The organism is Bisbaumannia pacifica (genome assembly GCF_007989625.1).
In the GTDB taxonomy this organism is placed as follows: Bacteria; Pseudomonadota; Gammaproteobacteria; order Pseudomonadales; family Halomonadaceae; genus Bisbaumannia; species Bisbaumannia pacifica.
The window spans coordinates 1-20,113 of the sequence record NZ_BJUK01000032.1; the positions used below are offsets into that span (position 1 = coordinate 1).

18 protein-coding genes and 3 tRNA genes are annotated in these 20,113 nt (G+C 63.4%); 10 read left to right on the forward strand and 11 right to left on the reverse strand.

The features are described from left to right. Nucleotides 1-5: 5 nt before the first annotated feature. The 8 genes from HPA02_RS12885 to HPA02_RS12920 all read left to right on the forward strand — a co-directional run bounded on the left by HPA02_RS12885 (nucleotide 6) and on the right by HPA02_RS12920 (nucleotide 4,575). Nucleotides 6-81 (forward strand) — tRNA-Glu (locus HPA02_RS12885). Nucleotides 82-102: 21 nt separating this feature from the next. Continuing rightward, a tRNA-Gly gene (locus HPA02_RS12890) sits at nucleotides 103-177 on the forward strand. A 482-nt stretch (nucleotides 178-659) separates the two neighbouring features. Continuing rightward, the gene (locus tag HPA02_RS12895) at nucleotides 660-1,613 is read left to right on the forward strand and encodes an ABC transporter ATP-binding protein (RefSeq protein ID WP_146803614.1); all 954 of its coding nucleotides are present in this window, start codon (nucleotides 660-662) and stop codon (nucleotides 1,611-1,613) included. Further along, nucleotides 1,610-2,383, forward strand: coding sequence for an ABC transporter permease (locus HPA02_RS12900; protein WP_146803615.1), 774 nt, complete (start codon nucleotides 1,610-1,612; stop codon nucleotides 2,381-2,383). The genes HPA02_RS12895 and HPA02_RS12900 overlap by 4 nt, the downstream gene beginning before the upstream one ends. Beyond that, on the forward strand, nucleotides 2,380-3,216 hold the full coding sequence (queF, locus tag HPA02_RS12905) for an NADPH-dependent 7-cyano-7-deazaguanine reductase QueF (protein WP_146803616.1): 837 nt from the start codon (nucleotides 2,380-2,382) through the stop codon (nucleotides 3,214-3,216). The genes HPA02_RS12900 and queF overlap by 4 nt, the downstream gene beginning before the upstream one ends. Before the next feature lie 72 nt (nucleotides 3,217-3,288). Beyond that, nucleotides 3,289-3,849 carry a nitroreductase family protein gene (locus tag HPA02_RS12910; protein WP_146803617.1) on the forward strand — a complete coding sequence of 187 codons (561 nt, stop codon included), beginning with the start codon at nucleotides 3,289-3,291 and terminating at the stop codon, nucleotides 3,847-3,849. 1 nt (nucleotide 3,850) lies between these two features. Then, nucleotides 3,851-4,348: a YiiD C-terminal domain-containing protein gene (locus HPA02_RS12915; RefSeq protein ID WP_146803618.1), complete on the forward strand. Its 498-nt coding sequence runs from the start codon at nucleotides 3,851-3,853 to the stop codon at nucleotides 4,346-4,348. 139 nt (nucleotides 4,349-4,487) lie between these two features. Then, nucleotides 4,488-4,575, forward strand: a tRNA-Ser gene (locus tag HPA02_RS12920). A gap of 471 nt (nucleotides 4,576-5,046) precedes the next feature. Here HPA02_RS12920 and HPA02_RS12925 read toward each other — a convergent pair. The 4 genes from HPA02_RS12925 to HPA02_RS12940 all read right to left on the reverse strand — a co-directional run bounded on the left by HPA02_RS12925 (nucleotide 5,047) and on the right by HPA02_RS12940 (nucleotide 8,670). After that, nucleotides 5,047-5,796: a transporter substrate-binding domain-containing protein gene (locus HPA02_RS12925; RefSeq protein WP_146803619.1), complete on the reverse strand. Its 750-nt coding sequence runs from the start codon at nucleotides 5,794-5,796 to the stop codon at nucleotides 5,047-5,049. Between the two features lie 93 nt (nucleotides 5,797-5,889). Beyond that, a complete protein-coding gene (locus HPA02_RS12930) occupies nucleotides 5,890-7,290 on the reverse strand; it encodes an FAD/NAD(P)-dependent oxidoreductase (RefSeq protein WP_146803620.1) in 1,401 nt (466 codons plus the stop codon). Continuing rightward, complete coding sequence (locus HPA02_RS12935; protein WP_146803621.1) at nucleotides 7,287-7,574, reverse strand: (2Fe-2S)-binding protein; 288 nt, start codon at nucleotides 7,572-7,574, stop codon at nucleotides 7,287-7,289. Before HPA02_RS12935 ends, HPA02_RS12930 begins: the two co-directional genes overlap by 4 nt. Continuing rightward, a complete protein-coding gene (locus tag HPA02_RS12940; RefSeq protein ID WP_146803622.1) occupies nucleotides 7,555-8,670 on the reverse strand; it encodes an NAD(P)/FAD-dependent oxidoreductase in 1,116 nt (371 codons plus the stop codon). Before HPA02_RS12940 ends, HPA02_RS12935 begins: the two co-directional genes overlap by 20 nt. Before the next feature lie 94 nt (nucleotides 8,671-8,764). On the opposite strand from HPA02_RS12940, the gene HPA02_RS12945 reads away from it, so the two are divergent. Next, the gene (locus HPA02_RS12945) at nucleotides 8,765-9,667 is read left to right on the forward strand and encodes a LysR substrate-binding domain-containing protein (protein ID WP_146803623.1); all 903 of its coding nucleotides are present in this window, start codon (nucleotides 8,765-8,767) and stop codon (nucleotides 9,665-9,667) included. Between the two features lie 145 nt (nucleotides 9,668-9,812). On the opposite strand, the gene nhaC is transcribed toward HPA02_RS12945, so the two are convergent. The 7 genes from nhaC to HPA02_RS12980 form a co-directional block, all read right to left on the reverse strand. Beyond that, entirely contained in the window at nucleotides 9,813-11,255 is a 1,443-nt protein-coding gene (gene nhaC, locus HPA02_RS12950; protein ID WP_146803624.1) for a Na+/H+ antiporter NhaC, read from the reverse strand. Between the two features lie 29 nt (nucleotides 11,256-11,284). Then, entirely contained in the window at nucleotides 11,285-12,604 is a 1,320-nt protein-coding gene (locus tag HPA02_RS12955; protein WP_146803625.1) for an NAD(P)/FAD-dependent oxidoreductase, read from the reverse strand. A gap of 468 nt (nucleotides 12,605-13,072) precedes the next feature. Next, a complete protein-coding gene (locus HPA02_RS12960; RefSeq protein ID WP_146803626.1) occupies nucleotides 13,073-13,744 on the reverse strand; it encodes a GntR family transcriptional regulator in 672 nt (223 codons plus the stop codon). A gap of 109 nt (nucleotides 13,745-13,853) precedes the next feature. Continuing rightward, nucleotides 13,854-15,431, reverse strand: coding sequence for an aldehyde dehydrogenase (NADP(+)) (locus HPA02_RS12965; RefSeq protein WP_146803627.1), 1,578 nt, complete (start codon nucleotides 15,429-15,431; stop codon nucleotides 13,854-13,856). Between the two features lie 70 nt (nucleotides 15,432-15,501). Beyond that, entirely contained in the window at nucleotides 15,502-16,506 is a 1,005-nt protein-coding gene (locus tag HPA02_RS12970; RefSeq protein WP_146803628.1) for an Ldh family oxidoreductase, read from the reverse strand. A gap of 124 nt (nucleotides 16,507-16,630) precedes the next feature. Then, the gene (locus tag HPA02_RS12975; RefSeq protein ID WP_146803629.1) at nucleotides 16,631-17,578 is read right to left on the reverse strand and encodes a dihydrodipicolinate synthase family protein; all 948 of its coding nucleotides are present in this window, start codon (nucleotides 17,576-17,578) and stop codon (nucleotides 16,631-16,633) included. Nucleotides 17,579-17,698: 120 nt separating this feature from the next. Next, on the reverse strand, nucleotides 17,699-18,634 hold the full coding sequence (locus HPA02_RS12980; protein WP_146803630.1) for a 4-hydroxyproline epimerase: 936 nt from the start codon (nucleotides 18,632-18,634) through the stop codon (nucleotides 17,699-17,701). Between the two features lie 387 nt (nucleotides 18,635-19,021). Here HPA02_RS12980 and HPA02_RS12985 point away from each other — a divergent pair, with 387 nt between their 5' ends. After that, the gene (locus HPA02_RS12985) at nucleotides 19,022-20,056 is read left to right on the forward strand and encodes an Ldh family oxidoreductase (protein WP_146803631.1); all 1,035 of its coding nucleotides are present in this window, start codon (nucleotides 19,022-19,024) and stop codon (nucleotides 20,054-20,056) included. Nucleotides 20,057-20,113: the final 57 nt, after the last annotated feature.

A 20,113-nucleotide genomic window follows, 5' to 3' on the forward strand; every position in this document is an offset into this window, starting at 1 on the left:
ATTGCGTCCCATTCGTCTAGTGGCCTAGGACACCGCCCTTTCACGGCGGTAACAGGGGTTCGAACCCCCTATGGGACGCCACTTCGCACACTTCGATGATTAGCGGGAATAGCTCAGTGGTAGAGCATCGCCTTGCCAAGGCGAGGGTCGCGAGTTCGAATCTCGTTTCCCGCTCCAATCGATGTATAAAGGAACTGCCAGGCACCTGCCTAGGCGGTTTTTTTCGTATGTGTAGCCAGGGCTCGGGTCACGAGCCGGTGCGCCGGTCCGATCGAATCTCGTTTCCCGCTCCAATTGATGCGCCAGACCTTTGAGAGCCAAGACTCGGGGCACGAGCCGGTACGCCGGTCCGATCGATCTCGTTTCCCGCTCCAATCGATGCATAAAGGAACTGCCAGGCACCTGCCTAGGCGGTTTTTTTTCGTATGTGTAGCCAGGGCTAGGGTCACGAGCCGGGGCGCCGGTCCGATCGATCTCGTTTCCCGCTCCAATCGATGTTTAAAGGAACTGCCAAGCCAAGCGCTTCGGCGGTTTTTTGTTTTTCCCGCTGTTAGCGGCTTCCTCGCCCGGGCTCCGAGCCCCACTTCTTCCCTTGGCATTGCAATCGACGCGCTGGCCCACATAATTTGTAGCCTAATGAGTGACGCAGAGGTGACTTCATGGCCGAACCGGCCCTGTCCATACGCGGCCTGACCAAGGTCTACGGCAACGGCTTCCAGGCCCTCAAGGGCATCGACCTGGAGGTCGCCGAGGGCGACTTCTTCGCCCTGCTGGGCCCCAATGGCGCCGGCAAGTCCACCACCCTGGGGGTAGTCAGCTCTCTGGTGCAGAAGAGCGACGGCAAGGTCGAGATCTTCGGCGCCGATATCGACCGCGACTTCGCCCGCGCCAAGTACCACCTGGGCGTGGTGCCCCAGGAGTTCAACTTCAACCAGTTCGAGAAGGTTATCGATATCGTCCTGGCCCAGGCCGGCTACTACGGCATGCCGCGCCGCGAGGCGCTGCCCCGGGCCGAGGAGCTGCTCCGCGACCTGGGCCTGTGGGACAAGCGCAACGGCAGCGCGCGGATGCTCTCCGGGGGCATGAAGCGTCGCCTGATGATCGCCCGCGCCCTGATGCATCGCCCGCGGCTGCTGATCCTCGACGAGCCGACCGCCGGGGTGGATATCGAACTGCGCCGCAGCATGTGGGACTACATGCGTCGCATCAACCGCGAGGAGGGCACCACCATCATCCTGACCACCCACTACCTGGAAGAGGCGGAGAGCCTGTGCCGCAACGTGGCGATCATCAACCACGGCGAGATCGTCCGTAATACCGGCGTGCGTGAGCTGCTCGCCGAGCTCGACACCGAGACTTTCCTGCTCGACCTGGCCCGCCCCCTGGCCGAGGCCCCCGCGGTCGAGGGCTTCGAGGTCAGCCTCAGCGAGCCGGCCCAGCTGGCGGTGGCGGTGCATCGCGGCCAGCGCCTCAATGAGGTCTTCGCCGCCCTCAACGAGCGGGGCATCGAGGTGGTCTCCATGCGCAACCGGGCCAACCGCCTGGAGGAGATGTTCGTCTCCATGGTGGAGCAGGGCAATGCCGCCACCGCCAAGGCGGAGGGCCAGGCATGAGTCCGCAGCAGATCGCCATCGCCCTCTGGACCCTGCTGGTCAAGGAGATCAAGCGCTTCACCCGCATCTGGCCGCAGACCCTGCTGCCGCCGTCGATCACCATGACCATGTACTTCATCATCTTCGGCAGCCTGATCGGCTCGCGGATCGGCGAGATGGACGGCTTCGACTACATGGACTTCATCGTGCCGGGGCTGATCATGATGTCGGTGATCACCAACAGCTACTCCAACGTGGCCTCGAGCTTCTTCTCCAACAAGTTCCAGCGCAGCATCGAAGAGATGATGGTCTCGCCCATGCCCAACTGGGTGATCCTCTCCGGCTTCGTGCTGGGCGGCATGGCCCGGGGCCTGGGGGTGGGGGTGATCGTCACCATCGTCTCGCTGTTCTTTACCCGGATTGAGGTGGCGCATCCGCTGCTGACCGTCGCCGTGGTGGTGTTGACCGCGGCGCTGTTCTCCCTCGGTGGCTTTATCAATGCCCTGCTGGCGGACAAGTTCGACGATATCTCCATCGTGCCCACCTTCGTGCTGACGCCCCTGACCTACCTGGGCGGGGTCTTCTACTCTATCTCCCTGCTGCCGAGCTTCTGGCAGGGGGTGTCGCTGCTCAACCCCATCCTCTATATGGTCAATGTGTTCCGCTACGGCTTCCTCGGCGTCTCCGATATTCCGGTGGGCTGGGCGCTGGCGGCCATTCTCTGTTTCATTCTGGTGCTCTTCGCCATCGCCCTGTGGATGCTGGAGCGCGGTAAAGGTATTCGCTCATGACCAGTCACCGTCCCGAGACCCTCGAGCACGCCCCCCTGGGGCGTGATTCCGCCTACCCGGAGCACTACGACGCCGGGTTGCTCTACCCCATTCCCCGGGCCGCCAATCGCGCGCCCCTGGGCATCAGCGAGGAGGCGCTGCCCTTCGTCGGCGAGGACGAATGGCACGCCTTCGAGCTCTCCTGGCTCAATGCCCGTGGCAAGCCGATGGTCGCCGTGGCGCGTTTCCGGCTGCCGGCGGACTCGCCGAACCTGATCGAGTCCAAGTCCTGGAAGCTCTACCTCAACAGCTTCAACCAGACCCGCCTCGAGAGCCGCGAGGCGCTGATCGCGACCCTCGAGGCCGACCTGGCCGCCGCCGCCGGCGCCCCGGTGACGGTGGAGCTCTTCGGCGTGGACGACGCGGCCCTGGCGCCGCAGCGGCTGCCCGGCGACTGCCTCGACGACCTGGATATCGAGGTCAACGACTACACCCCCAGCGCCGAGCACCTGGTGGTGGGGGAGGCGATCGTCGAGGAGACCCTCCACTCCCACCTGCTCAAGTCCAACTGCCCGGTCACCGGCCAGCCCGACTGGGGCAGCGTGCTGATCCGCTATCGGGGCCCCCGTCTCGACCGGGAGGGGCTCTTGCGCTACCTGATCTCCTACCGCCAGCACCAGGACTTCCACGAGCACTGCGTGGAGCATATCTTCACCGACCTGCTGGCCCGGGCCCGCCCCGAGCGGCTCTTGGTGATGGCCCGCTACGTGCGCCGCGGCGGCCTGGACATCAGCCCCTGGCGGGGCACCCCCGGCGAGACGCCGCCGCTGCCGCTGCGCCTGGCACGACAGTAAGCCCCGGGCGGTGCTAGAGTGGCCACCAAGGCCTACCGAGAACTTTTCGCATTGGATCTGGAGACAGAGTGGATGGATGCCATTTCCCTGCTGCACGAGCGTAGCTCCATGGGCAAGCTGGTGGGCCCGCCCCCCAGCCCCGAACAGCTCGAGGTGATCTACCGCGCCGCCCTGCGCGCGCCGGACCACAAGGAGCTCACCCCCTGGCGCTTTATCGAGTTCTCCGGCGAAGGCCTCGACCGCCTGGGCGAGCTCTTCGCCGAGGCGGAGTATCGCGCCGACCCGCATATCGGCGATGCCGCCCTGGACGCCGCCCGCAAGAAGCCCAAGCGGGCGCCGATGATCATCGCGGTGATCGCCAAGGTGCGTCCGGACATCCCCAAGGTGCCCAAGCTGGAGCAGGTGATCTCCGCCGGCTGCGCCGCCCAGGGGATCCTGCTGGCGGCCCATGCCCAGGGCCTCGGGGCCATGTGGCGCACCGGCCACTACGCCTTCGATGCCACCGTGCACAAGGGCCTGGGCCTCGATGAAGAGGACGAGCTGGTGGGCTTTATCTACCTGGGCCAACTGGCCGGCCGCCACAAGCCGCTGCCCAGCCGCGACCCCGCCGACTTCGTCGAGCGCTGGAGCTGAGATGCGCCTGCCGGGCCACCCCCACCCGCGCCTGCCCTTGCCCCTCGCAGGGCAGGACGAGGATATGGACGCCTTCCTGACCTGGCTGGGGGAGGCGATTCCCCTGGTCCGGCACCTGGGGATTCGCGCCATGCGCTGGGAAGGCGAGGCCCTGGTCTGGGAGCTGGCGCTTTCGCCCAGCCTGAACGACAAGGGCACCGGCTTCGGCGGCGCCCTGACCGCCCAGGCCACCTTGCTGGGCTGGTGCTGGACCACCCTTTGGCTGCGCCGCCAGGGGCGCGCCCAGGACGTGGTGGTGGCCGAGGCCGGCCAGCGCTTTCTGGCCCCGGTCAGCGGCGACTACCGCCTGGTATGTCGCCCCGAGCGCTACGACGGCCCGGTCCAGCTGGCCGAGCGCCTCGCCGCCAAGGGCCGCGGCCGCCTCGCCCTGGTCCAGCAGCTCTGGTGCGGCGACACCCTCTGCCTGGAGGCCCGCGGCGACTACGCCGTGCTGCCCTGACGCCGACTGACGCGAATCAGGGGGCACCGAATGCGGTGGGTTTTTCCAAAAAAACGGCTTGCAATCGAAGACTTATATCGATAACATACGCGCCGTTCTTGAGCGAAAGGCCACGGCCCAAGCCAAAGAACCACAATGCGGAGGGGTGTCCGAGTGGTCGAAGGAGCACGCCTGGAAAGTGTGTAAGTCGAAAGGCTTCGAGGGTTCGAATCCCTCCCCCTCCGCCACGAATTGATAGAAAAGGCCGCTGACAATGTCAGCGGCCTTTTCTTCTTGTGAAGCCTTCTGACCCGTTCGGGTCACTGGTATCCCTGCCAGCCGGCTAACCCGTTTTACAGGGTAGATTCAAGGCGCACCGCCCCCGCCCACTTGATCCCCGCATCTTGTCGTCGGCACCAGATTGGCCAGCCTCCTTATGGCACACCTTTCGGTGGCCGAAGAGGTCCTTGATCACTTGCAAGGGAGGTTCGCCTCGGGCTTCTCGATCTCCAGCAGCAGCGTTTTCATGGGGCTGTCTACCATCCTCGACGGGGTCACGTTTGGCGGCAACACAGCGGCGGGAGCCCCGGGTATCCCTTTCTTCGTCCGGCACTCCCCTTGGGTAAGGTCGTTTCCTGCGGGATTGGGGTGTCGGTTATGAAGACGCTCCGATCGGGGCAAGGAGGGCCGGGGCAGCGCCCCGGCGAGACACTCCGGCATCATTCTCCAAAGTATTGCTGTTGCAGTCGCTCGAAGGTGCCGTCGGCCTTGACCTCGGCCATGGCCGCGTTGAATTCCTCGACCAGTTCCTGATCACGGGTGCGGAAGGCAGCACCGACACCAGGGCCATAGATCGATTCCGGCTCGGTGATCAGCGGGCCCCGGCGAGAATAGGCGTCTTCATCCAGGAGGGCCTCTTGGGCCAGCGGGAAGGCAGTGAATACCAGGTCCAGGCGACCGGAGTGCATATCGCTGATCACGCCGCCCGAGTTGCTATAACGGCGTATATCGGCCTCGGGGTGGAACTGGGTGACGTAGCGGTCTTGGATGGTTCCCTGCTGCACCCCGATGGTGACGCCGGCGAGGGTGTCTTCGACGTCCACCTCATGGTCCGACCGGCCGACCCAGACCGAGGGTACCTGATAGTAGGGCTCGGAGAACTGGACCTGACGGGCGCGGTCCTCGGTGATGTTCATCGCCGAGGCGATGAAGTCGTATTTGCGGGCGAGCAGTCCGGGGATAATGCCGTCCCAATCCTGCTTGATCCATTCGCACTCGCGCTGCATCTCGGTGCAAACGGCATTGATCAGTTCGACTTCAAACCCGGTGATGGTGCCGTCGGGCTGCTGATACTGATAGGGCACATAGGGCACATCCACGCCGATACGCAGCGGACTCTCGTCCGCTATTGCCGGAGACGTCGACAGGGCCGTGGCGATCAGCAGGCCAGAAAACAGGGAAGCACGCATGGGATGACACCTCTTGTGGTTGTGTGATGCAGAAATGGCCGTACAGTCAGGTTGCTGGCGATGCCCGGGTCGGTCATGACGACCGACTCAGGATCAGGGAGCGGGCGGAGCGGCCGAGTCCGCCAGCTCCCCCAGGGTGATCGAGTGCAGCGGCGGACGAACCTGGTAGTAGCCCGCCGCGTTCATGGTGGTGCCCAAGTGTCCCGCCAACAGACGGGTGACGCTCTCGCCGCATAGCCGTCCCTGACAAGGCCCCATGCCGCAGCGGGTGAAGGCCTTGAGCTGGCCGGGACCGGCGGCACCCTGGGCCATGGCGGCGTCGAGCTCACCGAGGGAGACGGCCTCGCAGCGACACACCAGGGTCGTTTCGGGCTGGGCGGCGAGCCATCCATCGGGGACTCGGAACAGCGCCTCGAGCAAGGCTCGGGCACTTAGCTCGCGACGTCGGGCCTGCACAAGTGGCGTGCGCTCGTTCTCTACCGGCTCGCCCTTGGCGGCGAGAATCGATAGGGCCGCGAGATGACCCTCGCGCTCGGCGTTGAGTGCCCCGCCAATACCGGCGCCGTCGCCGGTCAGCCAGATGCCGGGCGCGGCAGCCAGGCTGGCCTCTTCGCGATGGGGGACAAAGGCCTGCTGGCTAGGATGCCAATCAAAGGGCAGGCCTAGGCCCCGGCTCAGTTGAGGCTCCGGCACCACGCCGAAATGCGTCAGCAGCATGGAGGCGTCGACGCTCTGCCAGCGGCCCGCTCGTCGGTAATGCACCGCTTGCAGGTGGGGATTTCCCTCGGCCCTGAGACCTTCGATGCCGTGCACTACTTTCACGCCGGCACGCCGCAGCGTGGTCAGCATGCCGAGTCCCTTGAGCAGGTAGTGGCGGCCATGCCAGGTGCTCAAGGGGCGACGCAGCATGGTCGCGTAACGTGAGCGTGGGGCCGCATCTAGGATCAGGCGAGGCGGACACCCGGCACGCAGATACTGCCAGGCCAGCAGATAGAGCAAGGGCCCTGTCCCGGCCAGTACCGGCGGCACGTCAGGGATCAGGGCGCCCTGCTTGAGGAGAATCTGGCCGGCTCCGGCCTGCATGACGCCGGGCAACTGCCAGCCTGGAAATGGCCAGCCACGCTCCATTGCACCGCTAGCAATGATCAGTCGCCTTACCTGCCAACTCTCGCTGCGCCTGTCCGCCAGCACCCCAAGGGTCGTGCCTTGGCCCTCGCGCTTGGCCCACCACACCCGGCTGCCCGGCCGGTAGTCGATTCGAGCCCGTTCGAAGCGCTCCAGCAGGCGTCGGCCGCGCAAATAGTCGCGGCCCATCACGTCTTCTCCCAACTGGGGGGCGGTGAGCTGACGGTAGATCTGGCCCCCGGGGCTGGGAGCCAGGTCGAAGACCACCGGCACCTGGCCGGCCTCGGCCAGGCGGCTGGCGGCGGCCATGCCGGCGGGACCGGCGCCAATGATCGCCACGTCGGCGTGATGTGTGCTCGCGTCGCTCATGCCGGCCTCCGTTGGCGCTCGAGGCGCATGCCCTCGGCCACCGGTACCAGGCAGCCCTGTCGGTTGGGTTGACCATCGATCGTGATGAGACAGTCATGGCACACCCCCATCATGCACAGCGGCGCTCGGTGGCCGCCGGCGGCATGGTCGCGATATCCCGTGGCGCCGACGAGCCACAGTACCGCCGCGGCGGCACTGAGGGTGGCCGGCACTGAATGGGGTTGCCCCTCCAGCCAAATCGTGACCATCGCCGCGGGGGCGGCATTATCCAGTCGCTTGAACATCGAAACGGGCTCCAGAAAAGTCACCGTGGATTGTCGCCAGGCGATCGGTATCGATGGCCTCGGCGAGCTCCCGAGCATGAAAGGCGGCCAGGGTGATGCCACTGTGGCAGCTCAGGTTGTAGGCCCCTGGGCAGCTACGGGAAGCCTCGTAGAGTGGGCTGCCGTCCGGGGTCATGACCCGCAGCGCACCCCAGCTACGCACCAGTCGCGCCTGGGCCAGCTCGGGGTAGATCTGCACCGCCCTCTGGCCAAGTCGATGGATGGTCTCCAGCGTCACTCCGGTGTCGTAGCCGGCGTCTTCCAGTACATCGCCGATCAGGTAGCCGCCGCTGGCGGTCTGGCGAAGCTGGGGAGTCGGCAGCCGCCCGCTAGGAGGGAAGCGCTCGGTGACCAGCACCTGGCCGCGAACCGGGTGTACCTGGCCGGAGAGCCCCAGTGGGGGGGCCAGGGTACGTGCCCCCAGCCCCGCGGCAAGGATCACCCGTTCGGCAGAGAAACTGCCTTGCGGACTATGTGCGGTGAAGCCAGTAGTGGAAGCCTCGATCCCAGTAACAGGCGTGGCAGGGTGATAGTCGACGCCCAGCGTCAGGCAGGCGGCATACAGAGCACGCAGTAGGTAGAGGGGGTTGCACTGGCCGTCGTGGGGCGAAAAGGTGCCGCCATGGACCCTCTCGCCGAGACCTGGAAGTTGCTCGCGAAGCGCCTCTCGGTCGAGATATTCCCAGCGTACGGCCGTCAGCGAAGGGGTGGCAGCATACAGTGCCCTGTATTCGGTCTGACGTGCCTGGGCCTCTTTGGCATCGAAACACAGATCCACGCCGCCGCAATGCTCATACTCGAGGTCGATGCCGGTGCGTTTGGTAAGCTCCTCCGCGAACTCTGGCCAGGCCATGCTCGAGTGCAGCGACAGTTCGGCATAGCGCGGCATGGCAAGCCCCTTGCCTTGCACCCAGACCAGTCCGGCATTGCCCCGCGAGGCGCGCAGTGAATCGTCGTGCCCATCGAGCACGGTGACGCTTCGACCACGGCGAGCCAACCCATAGGCCACGGCCATTCCAACCACGCCGCCGCCGATGATAAGGAAGTCTTGAGGCATCCGCTTCGCTCCGTCACTGCGATATGTCTCGACGATAGATCAGCCAGGTCATACGATCTAATATCAATACTTGGTCATCCTATATGGTAATGTTATGGAGTCACCGCGACTAAGCGATCGTCAGTTGCAAGCCTTCCAGCAGGTAATGGACTGCGGGACCGTCTCGGGAGCAGCCCAGCGCATGCTCATCGCGCAGCCCGGCGTGACTCGCTTGCTCAAGCAGCTCGAACATGATCTCGGCTTCGCCCTGTTTGAGAGGCGGCGTGGACGCCTGGTGCCGACCCCCGAGGCACGACTCTTTCACCGCGAGCTGGTTCGCGTATGGAGCGGGCTGGAGGAGTTGCGCACCACGGCCAGGCGCATCAGAGAACGTGAGATGGGCGGGCTACGCATCAGTGCTATGCCGCTACTGGGCATGACCTTCTTGCCAGACGTGCTTGCGGCTTTCACCAAACAGCACGGAGAGGCCCAGGCCGAACTCGCTACCTTCCGTTCCGAGCAAGTGCTGGAGGATGTGGTGACCCAACGCGCCGACCTTGGCTTTGCCATGCTGGGTGGAGGCGACGAACGCGTGGAGAGTGAGGCATTTCGCCTCGAGAGTGTCTGTCTGTTGCCCGCGGATCATCCGCTGGTGGCACAGGCGAAAGTGAGTATCAAGGATCTACACGGCCAACCACTGATTTCCTATGAGCCGCGGGATCCGACTCGACAGGCCCTTGATCGGCTGATCGAGGCGGCAGCTGTGCGTCCACAGCGACAGCTGCAAGTGTCTCTGGCCTTGCAGGCGGCTCGCCTGGTGGCGCAGGGTGGTGGCATCGCGATCATTGACCCCTTGAATGCTCGCGGGTTCGAGGGCCAAAACATAGCGATCCGTCCCTTCGAGGCCGATCTGGGCGATACGTTTTATCTGCTGACGCCCCGAGAGCAGCCCCTCTCGAGCCTGGCGAAGGATTTTATCGAGGCCTTTCGAGCTCAATTTTTCGCCATGCGCGTCTAAGCCAGCGTTTTCTGTTTCGGTCTTTTGATTTAAAAGGTGAGCCTGAGCTTCGTAAAAAACAAAACTCAGGCGTTGGCTTTCTTGATATAAGGGTTAGTGACGCTCGGTATCGCTGGTTAAGGCTTAGCCGTACGAGTACAGGCTGTTATGTTGCACTCGCATGGCGGCTTTTCGCCAATTCCTGGTCAGCCTTAGCTGTCGGTGGTGTTCTCCAGATGGCGATATTGGCGTAGCCGTAGAAGAGGGCGAGCGCAAGCACCAGCATGTGATACCAGAGGAAGGGCAGGTAGGTCAGCGTCGAGACCCCAAGCGTGGTGGCCATAAAGACGCCGCCGTCTGTCCAGGGGACCATCGGGGTCGTGATGGTACCACCGGCCTCGGCGTTGCGCGACAGCACGCGCCGGTCCACGCCCTGGTCGTCATAGTTCTTTTCGGTGATGGTGCTGGCCGTGATCAACGAGACATAGGCGGCACCGCCGAAGAAGTTCCCGAAGAAGCCGCCCAGCATGGTCGAGAGCGTCAGGCGACCCGAGTTGTTGGCCCAGCGCAGGAAGCCGTTGCTGATAGCCTTGAGAATGCCGACCCTCTCCATCAGGCCACCCAGTCCCAGGGCGAACAGGATGAGGGCGACTACCCCGAGCATGGACTGGATGCCCCCCCGGTTGAGCAAGGTATTGAGGAACTCGACGTCGGATTGCATGGCGTTGCCGGCGTAGGCGATCCGGATGGCTTCGATCGGGCTGATATCCTGGGCCCACCAGGCGCAGATGCTCCCCAGCATAGCACCGAAGGTGATAACCGGGATGGCGGGATAGCGTCGTGTCAATAGCAGGATAACGATGGCGGCTGGTAACAGCAGCCAGGGGCTGATGGTGAAATGTGTTTCCAGTGCCTGCATGGCGATGGTCGCACGACTCGTATCCACATCGCTGCTGATATAGAAGAAACCGACGATCAGGAACAGCACCGATGCGATAGCGATAGCCGGCACACTGACCCACATCATGGAACGGATATGATCCACCAGGTTGACCTTGCACAGTGAGGCGGTCATCACCGTAGTGTCGGAAAGCGGTGACATCTTGTCGCCCACATAGGCGCCCGAGATAACTGCGCCGGCCACCAGGGGCAGCGGAATGCCAAAGCTGTGGCCTATTCCCATCATGGCGACACCGGCGGTGCCGACGGTCCCGAAGGAGGTGCCGGTGGCCAGCGAGGTCAGGGCGCAGATGATAAAGGCCGCGAAGAGGAAGATCTGAGGATTCATCACCGACAGGCCGTAGTAGATGATACTCGGCACGATGCCCCCGGCAATCCAGGTGCCAATCAGGGCGCCAACGGTGGTGAGAACCAGTACGGCCTCCATGCCATTATGGATACCGTTGATAAGACCATCTTGCATGGTCTCATAGTCGATCTTTAGCTTGAGCCCCAGGGCCATCACCAGGAACCAGGAGGCAAAAAGCGCGAGCTGTATGGGGAGCTGAAGTACATTGATGCTGAGAAACATGATGGCGATGAAGCCGATCATGATGGCAAGGACCTCGGTCATGCTAGGTAGCCTTGCAGGCGTCATTGCAGTGGACATGATGTTTCCTCTGGAATTGTTCTACCGATTTATTCTGAGGGGTATGAAGAAAAACGGGTGAGTCGATAGGGCTTGTGATCGGGTTGGTAATGCGGGGTCGAAGAAGTGGGGCTGTCTCCTTGTATGGCCAGGTTTGCGATAAGCTCTGCCGTCACCGCCGCTTGGGTGAGGCCGAGGTGGTGATGCCCGAAAGCCAGCAGGACCTTGCCGTCTTTCGCGCTATCGATGATGGGTAGCGAGTCCGGAAGTGAGGGACGAAAGCCCATCCATGGCCTAGCGTCGGCCGTGTCGAGATCTGTCTCGAACAGCCCCTGACTCAGTCGATGCAGCTGCCAGGCTCGCTGCATGTTGGGCGGTCGATGAAGGCCGGCAAACTCGACGGTGCCTGCCAGACGCAGGCCTTCGTCCATCGGCGTCATGATGAAGCGTCGCTCCAGCGAGGTAATGGCCACCGGCAAGCGCTCTTTCTCGCGGGGCAACATCAGGTGGTAGCCCCGCTCGGTATCGAGAGGCACCCTGGTGCCGGTGAGGGCTGTGGTGAGAGGAGCCGAGTGGGCGCCACATGCCACCAAGACCTTGTCGGCCCGGATAGCGGGAGAGTTCGCCATTTTCAGGTTGACGCCTCGATCGTCGACCTTTCCCGTGAGCACCTCATCTCGTTGAAACCGCACCCCATTGGCCTTGGCAGCCTTCGTCAGGGTGTCGACTACCTGCCAGGGGTCCACGACATGGGCGGTTTCCGGGAAGAACAGGCCACCCTTGATGCGCTTGGAGAGTTGCGGTGCGATTGTTCGAACGGCGTCTCCCTGCCAGTACTCTGCCGCCACCTGCTGGGCATCCAGGCGTGACTCGAGGACGTCGATCGCCTCCCGAGAGCGCTCGTCTTCATAGATCAAGAAAGAGCCTTCTTTTTTCAGCAAGTGGCCGCCATTCACCGAGTCGAGTAGCCTGTGCCATGCATAAAGACTGGCCTCGTTGAGAGACCGAATGCCGGCCACACTAGCCTGATAGGGCGCCGGACGAAGGTTCCAGAGCAGTTGAGCAAACCAGGGCAAGGCCTTGGGAAAGTGCCGCCAGTCGAGGCGGAGCGGCCCCATGGGATCCATCAACATCTTGGGAAGACGCATCAGGATTGATGCATCGGCAATGGGGAAGACCTGCTCGGTTGCCATGTGCCCGGCATTGCCATATGAGGCCCCCATGCCGGGTTCTTGCTTGTCCAGCACCAGCACACGCCAGCCCAGTCGACTCAGGGAAAGGGCACAGGCAATACCGATGATGCCGGCACCAATGACGACGATGTTGCAATCAGGTTTGAAGTTGCCGGCTGCTGGATCCTGTGAGGCCATGGGCATTCCTTACTTCCGCTTTGTCGATTGTATAAAATATAAGTTGTGACGCTGACACCTGCAATACGGGTGTCGACCAAAGTCTATGGCTCGAGGAAAGAAAATATCGTGGGCGTGCCAAGGGACCATCGACACCACGTCACCGCCGATGGTGGGGCTGACTAAGAGGCGGCGGGGCTGGGCCTGCATCGATGCAGGGATGTAGGGTACCCTGAGCCGCTGATCACTGCCCGGCAAGGTGTGGAAAGGGGGGCAGGTTCAGCATGATTAGGGGGGCTTTAGCCAGTCCAATTGAAGGCTGGAAATGGCAAGAAGAACATCACTGAGAGCGGTTTATCGCCTATGGGGAGTAATCACGGCTAGGCATGCCTTTCTCGGCTTGCATTCATATGAAGCCCTGCTGTTACGAGGGTCTCTGGCCGGCATTGTCAGGGGAATCACAAACCATGGAGAAGGCGTCGCCGAGGCTCAGGTCTTCTCGGCGCGTCTCGCTCGTTCCTCAAGCAGTTCGACGATTCCCTCACAGGCTTCCTGGATATGCGTTTTCAGGAGATCGCATGCCTTGTCGGCGTCGCCCTGGCGAGCCAGATCCAGCAGTTTATGGTGCTCTCGTTCGGCTTTTTCGATCTCTTGAGTATAGAGAAGCTGCATGCGGATGTAGCGATCCGACTTGGTATTCAGCTGGCTGATGAGTGAGAGCGTCTCGGGCAGCTCGGCGGGTTCGTAAAGCGCCAGATGGAACGCGTAGTTGTACTCGCTCCAGTTATCGATTTCTCCCCCAGAATTGAGCGCCTCGTCGTATTTGCGGAGAATCTCCTCGGCTTTTTTGAGGTCTGCGTCGCTAAGTCTGGTAATCGCATGCCTGAGAACGTATGTCTCCAGTAGCGTACGTAACTCGAAAAGCTCTCGAATCTTGCTGACGGAAAGTTCCGTGGTGAAGGCACCACGGTGGGCGTAAAATTCTACCAGCCCTTCGGATTCGAGGGTCAGCAAGGCCTCTCGTACGGGGATACGGCTGACATCGTAATCCTTGGCTAGCGCATCTTGTCGCAGCTGAGTGCCGCCCTTGAATTCACCGCCAAGGATTCGCTTGCGCAAATCGTCGGCCACGAATTGGGCGCGTGTCTTGAATGTCGCCATGGCTTGCATTTACCTAACAAGTGTTATCGCACATTTTATACAAGCCACATTGAAAGTCCATGACTGTAGGCCGCTCTCTCGGTGAGAGAGCGGCCCGGCCAGCAAGGAATCAGGCTTCGCGCTGCCCATCAACCAGCCGTTTGAGGGCCAGAGGGTTGCTCGCCTTGAGGGCCTCGGGAAGCAGTGCATCCGGCAGGCCCTGATAACAGACGGGGCGCAGGAAGCGCAGGATGGCCGCGGTACCCACGGAGGTGGTGCGGACATCCGACGTCGCCGGGAAGGGACCACCATGAACCATGGTGTCGCAGACTTCGACCCCGGTGGGCCAACCATTGACCAGGATGCGGCCGGCCTTGCGCTCGAGCACCGGCAGCAGGGCGCGTGCGGCATCCAGATCGGCGTCATCCATCAGCAGGGTGGCGGTCAGTTGCCCTTCCAGCCGCTCTGCGACCCGCTGGAGTTCTTCGGCATCGCTGCACTCTACCACCAGAGAGGTGGAGCCGAAGACCTCCGCCTGTAGCGACTCATCGCCGAGGAAATCGGATGCCGAGGTCACGAAGAGGGCGGTTTGGCACTGGTTTGGGCCATCGCCTTGCCGGCCACGGGCGATTTCCCGGGCCTTATCGCTGTTGGCCAATTGCTGCATGCCATTCTCATAGGCCTGATGAATGCCGGGCGTGAGCATGGTCTGCGAGGCACTAGTCTCGACGGCCTGTCGCGCAGCGGCGATGAAGTCATCCAGCGCCGGCCCCTTGATGGCGACCACCAGCCCGGGATTGGTACAAAATTGCCCGGCGCCCATGTTCAGCGATCCCACGAAAGCTTCGCCCAGGTTGGCGCCGCGTGCCTCGAGGGCCGCCGGCAGCGGGAAGACCGGGTTGATGGAACTCATCTCCGCATAGAAGGGAATCGGCTCGGGGCGAGACTGCGCGATGTGCCAAAGTGCCAGGCCGCCGCTGCGTGAGCCGGTGAAACCGGCCGCCTTGATGCGGGGGTTCGCCACCAGCGCCTGACCGACTTCACGCCCGGAACCGAAGATCAGCGAGAACACGCCCTCGGGCAGTGCGCAGCGCTTGACCGCTGCCTGGATCGCCCGACCAACCAGCTCGCTGGTGCCCGGGTGGGCAGAGTGAGCCTTGACGATGACCGGGCAGCCCGCGGCCAGGGCCGAGGCGGTATCGCCGCCGGCCACCGAGAAGGCCAGCGGGAAGTTGCTGGCGCCGAAGACCGCGACCGGGCCCAGCGCGATGTGGCGTTGGCGAAGATCGGCCCGCGGCATGGGCTGGCGTTCCGGCATGGCCGGATCGACCCGTACATCGAGCCATTCGCCGGCGCGCACGGTCTTGGCGAACAGCCGTAGCTGGTTGCAGGTGCGCCCACGCTCCCCTTGGATGCGGGCCTGGGGAAGGCCGGACTCGGCGACCGCGCGCTCGATAAGGGCGTCGCCCAATGCTTCGATTTCATCCGCGATGGTCTCGAGAAAGCCGGCGCGTGCTTCCAGCGCAGTCTCTCGGTAGCCGTCGAAGGCGGCCCAGGCCAGTTCGCAGGCCTGCTCGACGTCTTCCCGAGTGCCGCCGAAATAGGCGGGCTCGAGTTGCGCGTTGGTCGCCGGATTGATCGCGTGGATCGCATCGCGCTGGCCTGGAACGGCTTGCTGGCCGATCAGCATCTTACCTTCCAATGTCATGCTCATCTCCTTGGTTTGGGGGGAGAACCTTGAGGGTTTAGGAACGGGATGGAGGAGGCGATCATCGCGCTCACATCAGCTGCACCAGCTCCTGATAGAGAGCCTCCGGTATGGCGATCCCCTCCTTGCGTGTGCGTTCGCGAGCCTCGTAGCGCCGCTGAGAGGGGAGGCGGGCGCCCTGGTCGATGATCGATGAGAACAGGGTCTCGGCCTTGGCCATGTGCTGGGCGGAGTGCTCGCCGAGAAAGCGAGCGGGATCCATCGCCAGGATCAGCTCACCGTGATAGGGCGAGGCGCCGGCGCCGTTGTCATGGGCCAGGGATTCGGCACTGGTAAGGTCCCCGATCAGCGGTCCGGCGATCAGCTCGATCATGGTGGCCAGGGCCGACCCCTTGTGGCCGCCGAATGTCAGCATGGCGCCGTCCAGAACGGCGGCGGGATCCTGGCTAGGCTGACCCGTGCGGTCGATGCCCCAGCCCTCGGGAAGCGACTTGCCTGCGCGTCGATGCAGCTCGATATCGCCGCGCGCCACCGCACTGGTGGCGAAGTCAAAGATAAACGGTGGCTTGCCATCCGGGCGCGGCCAGCCGAAAGCCAGGGGGTTGGTGCCGAGCAGAGGGCGACTGCCGCCGGCGGGGGCGACCCAAGCGTGGCTGGGGTTACATGCCAAGCCGACCAGGCCGAGGTCGGTGATTGCCTCGATCTCGACCCACAGCGCCGAAAAGTGCACGCAGTGGTTGATCGCCAAGGCGGCGATGCCCTGCTCCCGAGCCTTGGTCGCGAGCACCGGCAGGCCCGCCTCGAAGGCGAGCTGTGAGAAACCGCCCCCGGCATCCACGCGCACGATCCCGGGGGCCTGGTCGTCGACCTTCGGGGTCGCATCCGCGACAACCTTGCCGGCGGCCAGGGTAGAAGCGCAGTTCAGTAGGCGATATAGGCCGTGAGAATGGCATTCGTCGCGTTGGCCCGCGATGACCGCCTGGGTCAGGACACGGGTCTGATCTTCACTGAAGCCCTGGCCTTTCAGCACGGCCTCGGCCAAAGCGGTGGCATCTTCCAGACTCATGCGACGCATGAAGGACTCCTAGCGAGTGATGGGAATACCTCGGCCCGTTATCCGGGCCGAGGTGAGACACGAGCGGTCAACGCCGTGTGAGTGCCTGCGGCGTGCCCTCGTGGAACCTGTTCGGACCGTCGCTTCAGGCGTTATCGAGCGAGGCGGACCATTGGGCATACCAGGTACGGAACAGGTCGTACTGTGTCTCTACATAGTTGCGCTGAGCGTCGCTGAGCACGTCGGTTTCGTTGAAGTGCAGCGCGTATTCGCTATCGCCGTTGAGCACCATCAGGTGCTTGTAGTAGAGGACCAGGTCGGCACCCTCGTCGAAGGAGGACAGAACGCCCAGAGCCTCTTCGAGCTCCAGTGCCTGGCGGCGTGCCTTGGCATCTCCCTTGGCGGCCTTCTTGCTGAGCGCGACCAGTTGCAGCACTTCGCGAGGCAGGGCATTGCCGATTCCGGTGATGGCACCGGTGGCGCCGCAGTTGACGAATCCGTGATATACGGTGGTGTCGACGCCGACCATCAGGGTGACGTCCTCGTCCTGAGAGGTGATGTTTTCGGCCGCATAGCGCAGATCGTCGGCGCCCCCGAACTCCTTGAAGCCAATCAGGTTGGGGTACTGATTGCGGAGCTCGAAGAACAAGTCGGCTCGCGTAGCAAAGCCGTAGTAGGGGCTGTTGTAGATCACCGCAGGCAGGTCGGGGGCGGCCTCGAGAATGGCGGCAAAATGCGCCTTCTGGGCGGCAATAGAGCTGCCGCGGGAAAGCACGCGGGGAATCACCATCAGCCCGTGGGCGCCGACCTTGGCGGCATGAGCGGCATGAGAGATGGCCTCTTGGCTATTGACCGCGCCGGTGCCGACAATCGTCGGTACTCCGGCTTCCACCAGGCGCGCGACGCCCTCCTGGCGCTGTGCCTCGGTCAACAGCGGCCAATCTCCCATGGAGCCGCAGTACACCACACCGCTCATGCCGATTTCGATCAGTTCGCGGCCCTTGGCGACCAGGGCATCGAAATCCGGCTGGCGATCGGCGGTGCAGGGGGTCATCAGTGCGGGAATGCAGCCTGTGAAGATGTTGTCGCTCATCGTAGTTCCTTTCGGTTGGTCTCTTCTGTCTCTAGGGGACAGCCCGCTGGCCTTCGATGGCGCTGGACGGGCTGAGGTGTAAAAAGTGGATACCGGTACATCTCAAGCGGGAGTGAATCGTCAGGACGCCGCGATGCCCCAGGCAAAGGGATCCTGCTCATCGATCAATAGCGTGCTGTCGGCGCTCAGGTGGGCGCGCCCCTTGATGTAGGGGCGAATGCGATCGCCTTCCCATTCGTAATATCCCTCGAACCGCCCCCCGCAGATGCTGGCTTGCAGCCACGTTTCTCCGGGGGCCAGCTTGCCGTCCGCTGCCAGGCAAGCCAGTTTGGCGCTGGTGCCGGTGCCGCAGGGCGAGCGGTCATAGGCCTTGCCGGGGCAGAGCACGAAATTGCGGCTGTCCGCCTTGGGGTCATCGCAGAACAGCTCGATATGATCGATCGGCTCACCGTTCTCGCCGGTGATTGCCTGGTTCTCCAAGGCTTGGCGAATGGCCCAGGTGAAGCGGGTCAGTGACTCGACATGCTCGAGTTCCAGCGATTGACCGTGATCATTGACGAGAAAGAACCAATTGCCTCCCCAGGCAATATCGCCGTGTATCACCCCGTGGCCGGGTACCTCGACGGCCACCTGCTTGCGGTACCGGTAGGAGAGGACATTGCGTACGGTCACGGCCCCGTCGTCATGAAGGAGGGCGTCGACGGGGCCCACGGGGGTGTCGATCCTGTGCGAGCCCGGTGACATTTGGCCGAGGTGGTGCAGAGAGGCGACCAGGCCGATCGTGCCGTGGCCGCACATGCCCAGATAGCCGGTGTTGTTGAAGAAGATGACACCGCATGTCGCTTCCGCTGATGTCGGTTCGCAATACAGTGCACCCACCAGGACGTCATGGCCTCGCGGCTCGAGCATGCTGGCGCGCCGCCACGCATCATGCGACTCGCGAAGGGCATCGCGCTTCTCCGCCAGGGTGCTCCCCGGCAGGGAGGGGAAGCCGTCCAGGATCAGTCTCGTCGGCTCACCCGCGGTATGGGAATCGATGACGTGTACGCGCTTCATGGGGGCACCTTTACTTGTCTTTGCGTGGTGATCGTCGTCCGAACCATCGCGGTTGCGAGCGTCGATCACGTCTGGTTTTATATTTTATACAATCTTCGAGCCGCTTTGTGAAGCCATGTTTCCTGGCGAATCGAACGGCTCACGGACGAAGGCATGAGGTGCCGGTTTGGGGCGCCCGATCTGACGCGGCCTTGCGCCGAGGGGTGGGCCAGACCGGGATAGCAGGGATTAGACCAAGGTCTATGCCGCCTCGCGGGGCGGGCCGCGGGTTTCTGCTTAAGCCAAACGCCCGACGGCGAATGCCGGCAATTTGGGATGCCTGCCACGGTCGAGGAACAGGGCATCCGCTTGTTGACTGCCCGAATGGGCGCAAGGAGAGGAATCACCATGACGACAATCACGATGGCCATTGCCGAGCTGGAAGCGCGCATCAGACGAATTTTCACAAACTGCGGCGTTCGCGCCGAGACGGCGGGGGCGGTGGCGCGGGTCATTGCCGCCGGCGAGCGCGATAACTGTAAATCCCATGGGATCTACCGGGTCGAGGGGTGCCTGCGTGTATTGAAAGCCGGCAAGGTGGCGCCAGATGCGATACCCGAGGTGCGCTCAGGAGAGGGCCCCATCATTCGCGTGGACGCCGGCGGCGGTTATGCGAGCCCGGCCTACGAGGCGGCTCGACCGACCCTGATAGAGCGGGCCCGCCGACAAGGGCTCGCGGCCCTGGTGATCAACGACTGCGTGCACTTTTCGGCACTCTGGTACGAGGTCGAAGATCTGGCAGGCGAAGGGCTGGCGGTGCTCTCTATGTGTCCGAGCCATGCCGCGATGGCGCCCTCGGGCGGCCGGGCGCCGCTGTTGGGAACCAATCCCTTCGCCTTCGGGTGGCCGCGTCCTGGGAAGGACCCCTACGTCTTCGATTTTGCCACCACCCTGGTGGCCCGTGGCGAGATCGAACTGCATGAGCGCGAAGGCAAGGCGTTGCCGGAAGGCTGGGCCGTGGGCCCTGATGGACAGCCCACCACCGATCCGAGTGCCGCCCTGGCCGGGGCGATGCTGCCTTTCGGCCAGCACAAGGGGTCGGCGATCGCCACCATGATCGAGCTGCTGGCCGGGGCGATGCTGGGCGATTTCATGAGTCAGGAGGCGCGCGAGTTCATGGAGGGGACCCGTTTGTTGCCGCGCCACGGCGCGCTGATACTCGCCTTCGACCCGAGCGCTTTCTCGCAGGGCCGCGATCGCGATCCGCTCGCCGACGGGGAGAGACTCCTGCAGGGCATCGCGGACCAGGGGGCTCGATTGCCGTCACAGCGTCGCTATGCCGCGCGACGCATAGCCAGAGCCGAAGGCATTCGGCTGAGCACGGAGGAGGTGGCGCTCCTGGATCGGTTGGAGGCCCAGGGGCTAGGGGCTGTTCGTTGCTGATCGTTTTCGGCCGCCTGGCACGGCTAGGGGTGGGGAGGCAAAAAAGCTTGCGCGCAA